This window comes from Tangfeifania sp., assembly GCF_055108615.1.
In genome coordinates this window covers 1-9461 of record NZ_JBSQIC010000114.1, presented here as the reverse complement: position 1 = coordinate 9461, position 9461 = coordinate 1, and the positions used below count along the sequence as shown (strand labels likewise).

Annotated in this window: 9 protein-coding genes; 5 read left to right on the top strand and 4 right to left on the bottom strand. The window is 44.0% G+C overall.

Features of this window, described 5'->3' with window-relative positions; genetic code table 11:
• Window positions 1-68: 68 nt before the first annotated feature.
• The gene (locus tag ACTCNA_RS16595) at window positions 69-851 is read right to left on the bottom strand and encodes an ABC transporter ATP-binding protein (protein ID WP_462949056.1); all 783 of its coding nucleotides are present in this window, start codon (window positions 849-851) and stop codon (window positions 69-71) included.
• Window positions 848-1588, bottom strand: a complete 741-nt coding sequence (locus ACTCNA_RS16590) for an MlaE family ABC transporter permease (protein WP_462949055.1) — start codon at window positions 1586-1588, stop codon at window positions 848-850. The genes ACTCNA_RS16595 and ACTCNA_RS16590 overlap by 4 nt, the downstream gene beginning before the upstream one ends.
• Window positions 1589-1768: 180 nt before the next feature.
• On the opposite strand from ACTCNA_RS16590, the gene ACTCNA_RS16585 reads away from it, so the two are divergent.
• Window positions 1769-2857, top strand: a complete 1089-nt coding sequence (locus ACTCNA_RS16585) for a mannose-1-phosphate guanylyltransferase (protein ID WP_462949054.1) — start codon at window positions 1769-1771, stop codon at window positions 2855-2857.
• 54 nt (window positions 2858-2911) lie between these two features.
• On the opposite strand, the gene ACTCNA_RS16580 is transcribed toward ACTCNA_RS16585, so the two are convergent.
• Complete coding sequence (locus ACTCNA_RS16580) at window positions 2912-3577, bottom strand: 2-C-methyl-D-erythritol 4-phosphate cytidylyltransferase (protein ID WP_462949053.1); 666 nt, start codon at window positions 3575-3577, stop codon at window positions 2912-2914.
• 63 nt (window positions 3578-3640) lie between these two features.
• Between ACTCNA_RS16580 and ACTCNA_RS16575 the strand changes: the two genes are divergently transcribed.
• The 4 genes from ACTCNA_RS16575 (at window position 3641) to ACTCNA_RS16560 (ending at window position 6846) form a co-directional block, all read left to right on the top strand.
• Window positions 3641-3928 (top strand): DUF2461 family protein, encoded by a 288-nt coding sequence (locus ACTCNA_RS16575; RefSeq protein WP_462949052.1) that lies wholly within the window; start codon window positions 3641-3643, stop codon window positions 3926-3928.
• Window positions 3929-4182: 254 nt separating this feature from the next.
• The gene (locus ACTCNA_RS16570) at window positions 4183-4542 is read left to right on the top strand and encodes a BlaI/MecI/CopY family transcriptional regulator (protein WP_462949051.1); all 360 of its coding nucleotides are present in this window, start codon (window positions 4183-4185) and stop codon (window positions 4540-4542) included.
• Window positions 4542-6692 (top strand): TonB family protein, encoded by a 2151-nt coding sequence (locus tag ACTCNA_RS16565; protein WP_462949050.1) that lies wholly within the window; start codon window positions 4542-4544, stop codon window positions 6690-6692. The genes ACTCNA_RS16570 and ACTCNA_RS16565 overlap by 1 nt, the downstream gene beginning before the upstream one ends.
• Window positions 6613-6846 (top strand): hypothetical protein, encoded by a 234-nt coding sequence (locus ACTCNA_RS16560; RefSeq protein ID WP_462949057.1) that lies wholly within the window; start codon window positions 6613-6615, stop codon window positions 6844-6846. Before ACTCNA_RS16565 ends, ACTCNA_RS16560 begins: the two co-directional genes overlap by 80 nt.
• A 248-nt stretch (window positions 6847-7094) precedes the next feature.
• Here the strand turns inward: ACTCNA_RS16560 and ACTCNA_RS16555 are convergent.
• The coding region (locus ACTCNA_RS16555; protein WP_462949049.1) for an Ig-like domain-containing protein at window positions 7095-9461 on the bottom strand (2367 nt) is incomplete at its 5' end.

Below are 9461 nucleotides of genomic sequence, written 5' to 3'. Positions count from 1 at the left end.
ATTGCTAAAATAGTGCGAAAAATATTTTCCTGCAAGTTTTGTAACTTGTTAACTAATAAATGTTTCTATTAACCCAAAAATTCTCCCTGAATTGCTGTTTTTTCTTCGCGCAATTGTGCATACAACTTATTGGCAAAAATAAAATCGTTTAACTTTTTGTTCCTGGTTTCCAGTATTTCTTTGTTCGAGCCTGTCCAGGCCACCTCGCCTTTGGCAATAAAAAGAACCGATTCGCCAATTTCAATAACCGAATTCATATCGTGTGTATTGATAATGGTTGTCATTTCAAATTCACGGGTAAGGTGTTGTATCAGCTGGTCAATAATGGTTGCGGTTTCCGGGTCGAGGCCCGAGTTGGGCTCATCGCAAAACAGGTATTTCGGATTAAGTGCAATGGCACGTGCAATGGCCACGCGTTTTTGCATTCCGCCGCTTATTTCGCTGGGAAAGAGCTTAAACGCATTTTTTTCAATATTCACATGTTCGAGGCAGAATTCAACCCGTTTCTTTTTTTCTGCCGGCGATTGGTGGGTAAACATATCGAGCGGAAACCTGATATTAGCTTCAACCGAAAGGCTGTCGAAAAGTGCACCTCCCTGAAAAACCATCCCGATTTCGCGGCGCAATTTTTTGCGTTCCTTGCGGTGCATTTTTACAATATCCCTGTCGTCGTACCATATTTCGCCCTGGTCAATATCGTACAATCCCAGGATTGACTTCAGCAAAACCGTTTTCCCTGAGCCACTTCGCCCGATTATCAGGTTTGTTTTTCCCTGCTCAAAACGGTTCGAAATATTTTTCAGTACTTCAGTTCCGTCAAATGATTTATGAATATTTTTAACTTCAATCATGTCAGTAATAGCCGTGTTAAGATTAAATCGAAAAACAGAATCAGAATATTCGTATTAACTACCGCAGTAGTACTGGCTTTGCCCACTTCCAGTGAGCCACCTTTCACGTAATAGCCAAAATAGGCAGGTACCGAAGACACCAGGAAACCGAAAACAACTGATTTTATAAGCGAAAAAGTAACGTAATACGGGTAAAAAAGCCATTGGATACCTTCAATATAATCATGAATAGAAATTACACCCGCAATGGGCCCGGTAACCAGTCCGCCGAGTAAACCAAAAAAAACACTGATAATAAACAGAAATGGGAAAATAAACACCACGGCCACAATTTTGGGCAGAATCAAATAGCTGGCTGAGTTCACTCCCATTATTTCGAGCGAATCAATTTGCTCGGTTACACGCATTGTTCCTATTTCTGAAGTAATGTTCGACCCGATTTTCCCGGCCATAATAAGTGCCAGTATGGTGGAGGAAAATTCCAGAATAAGCGTATCACGTGTCCCCAGTCCAACAAGGGTAGTCGGGTAAATGGGATTTGACATGCTGTAAGCAAACTGAATGGTCATAATCCCCCCGATAAAAATTGAAATAATAATTACAATCCACACCGAATTTACCCCGAGCGTGTCGATTTCATGAAAAAGCTGCCGGACATACAACCTCAGTTTTTCGGGCCGTCCGAAAACTTTTTTCAGAAGTGTAAAATACTGTCCTACATGAAAAAAAAACTTCATTTGCATAATCATTTCAAGGTAGCTGAATCTGTTTCAGATTGCGGATAAAATTACAACATTAATGGCTGAATCAAAATAATGAGAACCGAAATAGTTGGGTAACTTCTTTTAAAATCCACCGTATTTCTTAAAGATTCTTTTTAAATTCATATTTTTACGCACAAAAGAATAAAATAATTGATGGAAAATAATTTTTGTATAATAATGGCTGGCGGTGTTGGTAGCCGGTTCTGGCCTCTTAGCAGAAGTTCAAAACCAAAACAGTTTTTAGATATTTTAGGAACCGGACGAACACTCATCCAGCAAACCTATGATCGCTATTCTTCAATTATCCCTGCTGAAAATTTCCTGGTTGTTACCAGCGTAAGTTACAAAGATTTGGTTCTGGAACAGCTCCCCGAGCTGAATGAAAACCAGGTTTTGCTTGAACCCCTGCGCAGAAACACAGCGCCATGCATTGCCTACGCTGCCTATAAAGTAAAAACCAGCACCCCACAGGCCAATTTAATAGTTGCCCCGTCGGATCACCTGATAATGAAAGAAGAAGAATTTATCAGGCAGGTAAAGAACGGGCTGGAATTTGTAAAAAATCGCGATGCGTTGCTCACACTTGGCATAAAACCCAGCAGGCCCGAAACCGGGTACGGTTACATTCAGGTAAAAAAGAAAGTGAATTTCAACAATCTGGATAACCTCCACAAAGTGAAAACGTTTACTGAAAAACCCGACAGTGAAATGGCCCGCATTTTTTTAGAAAGTGGCGAATTTTTTTGGAATTCAGGTATTTTTATCTGGTCGCTGCCTTCCATACTCGCAGCCTTCGATACCTACCTGTCCGACATTTCCAAACTTTTTGCCAAAGGCCTGAAGCTTTACAACACCGAAGACGAGGTACATTTTATCAATAAAACCTACTCTGAATGCCAGGGCATTTCCATCGACTACGGAATTATGGAAAAAGCGGCCAACGTTTTTGTGCTCACGTCCGATTTTGGCTGGAGCGACCTGGGGACCTGGAGCTCGCTCTACGATAATAAAGAAAAGGACAAAGAGGGAAATGTGATTAACGGAGAAAACGTTTTAACGTACGGCACCAGCAATTGCATTATTAATCTGAGCAACGAAAAAGTAGCTGTTTTACAGGGATTGGACGGGTACATTGTTGCCGAATCGAACGACACGCTGATGATTTGCCGGAAGGAAGACGAGCAGCAGATTAAACAGTTCGTCACCGATGTGCGCATACAAAAAGGAGATTCGCTGGTTTAGCCAATTTTTTAACTTCTCTTTTTAACGGAGGTTAAACAGGCAGCTGTTAAACGCTCATGAATTGATCAATGCCCGGGCAATTTTTAAATCTGCCGGCCAGGTAATTTTTATGTTTTCACGGTTTCCCTCCACCAGGTTAATTGTTTCACCACTGCTCTCCAAAACCGAGGCATCGTCGGTAAATTTTTCGGAATAGCTCTGATTATAGGCATTTTTAATGGCCGAAACCCTGAAAGTTTGCGGAGTCTGAACCATAAAATAATTACTGCGATCAACAGCCCGGTTTTTCCCGTTCAAAACTTCCCGCACCGACTCCGAGACCGGAATAACCGGAAGTGCATTCCTTTTTTCCGAAGCCATCTTATAACAATTTTCAATGGTTTGCGCCGATACAAAAGGCCGCACTCCATCGTGGATAAAAACAATTCCCTCTTCCCCGATTTCGGCCAGCCCGTTTTTTACCGATCGAAAACGTGTTTCGCCTCCTGCCACCAGGGAGTGTTGCAGGCCTAAGTTATGTTTCTTGCACAATTTTTTCCAGACCGGGATATCAGTTTCAGGTAAAACAAGAAGAAAGTCCATCTCCTCGTCGTACTTCAAAAAAGCGTCGAATGTGTGCATCAATATTGGTTTACCTGCAATTTCGGCAAACTGTTTCGGCACAGTCTGTTTCATCCGGCTCCCCCGCCCGCCGGCAACAATAAGGACAAACTTTTTCATCTGCAACACTGTTTCTTTAAAATTGGTTACTTTGCCATAAAAGTAACTTAAATAAGAAAAAGTATGGAACAAGTGCTGCAATTTCTTCAGGGCCTTTCAGAAAACAACCCGGATTTTAAGGCCATCTTCCCCGAAATGATGGACCACCAACTGAAAACTGCCCCGAAATATTTTGCCAAGGATCACCCGCTTATTCATCTGCTGCGCTATAAATCATTTGCCTTTTCGGCTCGTTTGAACAATGAAATTTTAATCAACGGTGACTTTATTGGTGAAGCAGTAAAAGCTTACCGCGAACTGCATAAAGCAAATGTCTTTTTAAACGAGGCTATCGATTCAGAAAAAAAATAACTCATTCAACTTCCATACCACCAGTGCTTTAACTACAATGCAACTGAAAAATCAGTTTGAAAACTGAAAAAATAGTTGCAAAACTGAAAAACCAGTTGTATGTTTGTTTTGTCAATTCGACGACTGTTATTTCAAATCCGCCGGCTGGCGGATGAGAAATCTGTTTATATTGATGAGATTCCTCCTCATTCTTCGTCGGAATGACAAATTAAAAAGTCTTGATACTTGTGTCTAAAAATCTAAAGTCTGAAAGAATGAAAAAACTTACACGAAAAGAAGAAGAGGTAATGAAAATCCTCTGGCGGCTGAAAAAAGCATTCGTAAAAGACATTATTGAAGAATACGATGCCCCGAAGCCGCACTACAACACCATCTCGTCGCTGGTGCGGCTGCTGCAGGACAAAGGAATTGTAGGTTACAACCAGTACGGAAATACCTACCAATACTACCCGCTGCTCACGAAAGAAGAGTACCGCCGCTCGTTCATGAATCAGGTGGTGAGCGACTACTTCGACAATTCGTATAAAAGTGCCGTGGCGTTTTTTGTAAAAGAAAAAGGCCTTTCGCCCGAGGAGCTGGAAGAGCTGGTAAAAATGATTAAAGACGAAAAGTGATGGAAAGTTACCTCATCTATATCGGGAAATCAGCCCTGGCAGCCGGGGCGTTTTACCTCACCTACCTGGCGCTTTTTCAAAACCGGAAACAGTTTGTGTTTAACCGCATTTACCTGCCGGTTTCACTGGCGCTGAGTTTTATCATTCCGCTCATCACGTTTACTACCGTAAAATACATCGTAGCACCGGCAACAGATACAAACAGTTTTGCCTTTCTGAATCAGGCTTCTGTTGCAACTGAAACGTATTCTGAATCACCTTCGCTGTGGCCGCACTATTTGTTTGGATTGTATTTGCTCGGAATATCCGGGTTTGTGTTTCACTTGCTGGCCGGGCATATCCATGCCATCCGAATGGTGCAAAAAAGCCGCGTAGAAAATCTTTTTGGCAGCCGGGTGCATATTACTAAAAAAGATGTTCATCCGTTTTCATTTTTCAACAAAATTGTGCTGTCCGAAAAAACGTTGAACAGCCCCAACCTTGAAATGATTGTGGCCCACGAAAACATTCACGTAAAAGAAAAACACACGCTGGATATTCTGCTTACCGAAATTCTTTTCCTTTTGCAATGGTTCAATCCGTTTGCATGGCTGCTGAAAGATGCCGTGAAAAACAACCTGGAATACAAAACCGACGATAAAATTGTAAAAACCGACGATCCGAAAACGTACCAACTGGCGATGGTGGCTTTGGCCGACAAAAAAGGCGTGGCACCATTTTTAACCGCGTTAAACGGATCGCAACTAAAAAACCGCATAATCATGATGAAAAAGAAAACTGAAAACAAATTTGCCCCGCTGAAACAAATCATCGTTCTTCCACTGCTCGCCGTTCTCGTTATGGGACTTTCGAACCGCGAGGTAAAAACGGAAGTCATTCAGAGCCAAACTCCTGAATCTGAAAACGTTTTGCCTGAAAATAACCCGATGGCTTCTGTCACTTCTTCAATAAAAGACCAAACTGGTTCTGATGCTGAAACAGAACCCAATAAATTCCTGCTTTCAATTGAATTTAAGGATAACCAGTTTATTCTTCACGGACTGGAAGGATGTGCTTTTACAAAACTGACATTCTCAGCAAACAACCAAAAACCGGTTGCAATCAACCAATTGGGAATGACCTCTGCAGGAACCGGCAATTCAGCTGATGACTCCGGATTTTTATTTGAAATTGAAAAGGTGGATGACCTGATTAAACTGACGGGGAAAGCAGGCACGGCCTGGAAAGAACTGACTTTCAGCCCTGCCAGTCAAAAACATTTGGTAAGTGAAACCGGAGTTTCGCCGGCAAACAAACCCCAAATAACTAAAAATGAAACAAAAACAGACTTCAATAGAAGCATATCCGGACTTCCTCCCAGCTCAGGGAAAATTGATACTTCCACTGAGCCATTGTATATAGTTGACGGAAAACCAACAGAAAACATCAATCAGCTCCCACCCGATGACATTGAAAGTATAAGCGTGCTAAAAGATGTTTCGGCCACTGCACTTTATGGGAGCAAAGGCAAAAACGGGGTAATTTTGATAACTACAAAATCAAAATCCTACGATTATTTGAATGACAATGCCCAAAATGTCCGGCCTTTACCAAAGGAAGAAATCAAAAATCCCGATGAGATGCCCGAATTTCCGGGTGGAGAAGATGCTTTAAAACAATATATCGACAACAGTATAAATTATCCTGAAAGTGCAAAGGAAAGCGGGATTCACGGGCGCGTATATGTCACATTCAAAATTACCAAAGAAGGTAAAGTAACCGATGCCAGAATTGCACGTGGTGTTCACCCACCTATGGATAAAGAGGCAGTTAGGGTGGTAAATTCAATGCCCGACTGGAAACCAGGCAGACAAGATGGAAAACCGGTTGATGTAACCTACACGGTTCCCGTCGATTTTGTTTTGAAAGAAGCCCCTGTAAAAGTGAGCCGGGCAACTCAAAATCTGTCGGCTCCAAAACTACTTTATGTTCTTGACGGAGAAGAATTTCAGGGTAACCTGGATGACATAAATCCCGACGATATAAAAAGTATCGATGTTTTGAAAGGCGAATCAGGTACAAAGCACTACGGTGAAAAAGGTAAAAACGGGGTGGTTGTTGTTACAACAAAACATTCTGGACGAAGTAGTGGTAGTAGGTTACAAAAATAAAGATGACGTTATTATCAAAAATAATTTAATCGATACGGAAAATTCTGTATTAAAAAATGAAGTTGAACGAATCATTCGTCAGCTTCCAAAAATTGAAATTCCAGAATATAGAGGAAAAACCATCGGCGTTACCGTAAAATTTATGCTGCAGTAAATTGTAATTTATTCAACAGTGGATTTTCCCGGTAGAGTAGAGTACAAAGCTAACAGCCATCCCCTGATTATTACATTAAGACCATCGGCAATTGCTTTTGCCGGGCTGTGTCCATGACTGTCCAAATATATCCTGACCTTTTCCCTGACCTTCTGTTCCGACTTCTTGCCGGGCATGATTTCCCAATATTTCTTGTCTTTCACAAAAAGGTCGCGACTGTAACGGTTGTGGAAAATTGAATTTTCCTTTTAATAGGCAATCATAACCGTTCCGGTTCGTACTTCGCCATTGCCCAGCTCTATCACGTACAGGTAGTTGCCTGCCGGTAAGTTACCACGGCCAAGTACCCATTTGTTTTGGGTTTTGCCCCACCACCAGGCTTCCTGGTCAGATCCCCAGTAATCCAGGTTACCGTAATGTTGTTTTTCGAAGAGTTTATTGCCCGCTCGGTCGAATATGCGCATAACGGCATCGGGGTATTTGTCAATACAATAAACCTGGAAGAAGTCGTGGACCCCGTCGCCGTTGGGTGAGAATCCTTCCGGAATCATCATTGTGCATTTTGTATCCACGTTTTCTTCGTAATCCGGAACGCCGTCGCAATCCGCGTCGGGCAGCACATAAATCCAAACCTGTGCTTCGTCGCACATTACCGGTATTCCGTTATCGCAAACCCGGTAAATAAAGCTGTCGGGCCCCATGTAACCTTCGTCGGGCATATATACAAAGGTGCCGTCGGGGTGGAGGTCCACAATGCCATGTTCGGGTTCTTGTACCGGCCATAAGCTCATGGTCAGTTCGTCGTTGTCCGGGTCGTAATCGTTATCGAGCAGGTTACCCGTAAGCGGGAAGCACATTACCGAGAAGGAATCGGTTACAGCCACCGGCGGATTGTTGGGCTCGCCAATTTCAATGATGACCCTTGCGCTGTCGCAAAGCACACCGCAAGGTTCGCCATCGTCGCAAACTGAATAGTACAAGGTATCCATTCCGAAGTATCCAAATTCCGGAGTGTAGGAAACAACGCCGGTTGCCGGATTTATCTCTGCCGTGCCGTGTGTTGGAACCTGCAGCAATGTTACGGTTGTGTCGTCAATTTCTCCGTTTGGATCGAAGTCATTTTCAAGAATATCGATTGTCACCTGTTCATCCTGCAATGTAAATACGCTGTCTTCCTCAGCCACCGGCGGGGTATTCTCAATAATAGTTACCGGGAGGTTCAGCGGTTCAATACAATCGTACCCTTCAACCGGAATAAATTGGTAGAGTAACAGGCCTGCTTCGTCGGTGCGGATAGTGTCGGTTGGAATACCGTTAAGCCTCCATGTACCGGAAATGCCATTGTTGCTTGAGTCGGGCAGTGCCGGCGGGATATCCCCAACGCAAATCGGGCCAACCGGGTCGAATTCCGGTTTGATCCAGGGTTTCACTTCAATCTGCAGGGTATCGGTAAACGCGCAATTGTAGCCTGTATCCGGAATAAATACATAATCGAACACGCCCACCGAGTCGGTCCGGATTACATAGGGAACCCAGGTGCCGGTTGTGCCGTTGAAATTGGCTTCCGGCAAAGCGGGTGGTGCATCATTCTGGCAAAGCGGGCCAATAGGATCGAACTGTGGAATAATCACCGTGTCGATTTGGATGGTCATCACAAAACTGTCGGCACAGATGAAGGAACCATCAGGTTTAAAGACATACTCAAAACTACCGGGTTCACCGGTATCGACGGTAGCAGGAGTCCAGCTGCCAAACACGCCGTTGAGGCTTGTATCCGGCAATGTAGGTGGTTCAGCGTACTGGCAAATCGGGCCGATAGGCGCCAGGTCGGGCGTGATGGTTTCCAGGATTTCAACTTCCAGCGTGGTTTCCACCGCACACTGCCCGGGATCGGGTGTAAAGGTGTAGGTAAATATACCTGCGTTAGCTGTTTCAATGGTTGCCGGATTCCAGGCGCCGGTGATGTTGTTTAGCGAAGTAGCCGGCAATGCTTCCGGTACACTGTTCTGGCAGAACGGGCCAAGAGCTTCGAACAGCGGAGTATCCTCTCCGTACAGTTCAATGGTTTGGGTGCACGTAGCGGTATTTCCGCAGCCATCGTAAACCGTAAAGGTTCGGGTAACTGTGGTGGGACAACTTCCTGCTACTTCATCCTCGTAGGTAATCGCTACCACTTCGCAGTTGTCGGATGCCGTAATACCAAGCGCCGTGGTATCTGCCAGGTTTACCTGTTGCGCCGAAGCGGAATAGGCCAGGCCGGTAAGCGCTTCAAGCTCACTTGCTCCGGCATCAAACGCAACATCTCGCGGACAGGTAATATCCGGTGGGATGGTGTCGTTGACAGTTATTTTCTGTTCGAAGTCAGTGAAATTGCCGCAATTGTCGGTAAAACGATAAGTACGTGTAATGGTCATCGGACATCCGTCTCCTGTCGATTCGCTGTCGCCGATATGCTCCATGGTAAAAATATTGCAATTATCTTCAACATAACCGCCATCCTCCCAGAAATCAGTATAATCCCTGTATGGTTCCGGTACGGTGCAGTCGGTTATTATATCACTGGGCGGACTGTAAACCCAGGGGGCAATTTTATCGTCGATGACAATGATTTCCCT

Excerpts from the sequence above, each read along its gene's own strand:
- ACTCNA_RS16595 (WP_462949056.1), bottom strand. The coding sequence starts at position 851 with ATGATTGAAGTTAAAAATATTCATAAATCATTTGACGGAACTGAAGTA.
- ACTCNA_RS16590 (WP_462949055.1), bottom strand. The coding sequence starts at position 1,588 with ATGAAGTTTTTTTTTCATGTAGGACAGTATTTTACACTTCTGAAAAAA.
- ACTCNA_RS16585 (WP_462949054.1), top strand. The coding sequence starts at position 1,769 with ATGGAAAATAATTTTTGTATAATAATGGCTGGCGGTGTTGGTAGCCGG.
- ACTCNA_RS16580 (WP_462949053.1), bottom strand. The coding sequence starts at position 3,577 with ATGAAAAAGTTTGTCCTTATTGTTGCCGGCGGGCGGGGGAGCCGGATG.
- ACTCNA_RS16575 (WP_462949052.1), top strand. The coding sequence starts at position 3,641 with ATGGAACAAGTGCTGCAATTTCTTCAGGGCCTTTCAGAAAACAACCCG.
- ACTCNA_RS16570 (WP_462949051.1), top strand. The coding sequence starts at position 4,183 with ATGAAAAAACTTACACGAAAAGAAGAAGAGGTAATGAAAATCCTCTGG.
- ACTCNA_RS16565 (WP_462949050.1), top strand. The coding sequence starts at position 4,542 with ATGGAAAGTTACCTCATCTATATCGGGAAATCAGCCCTGGCAGCCGGG.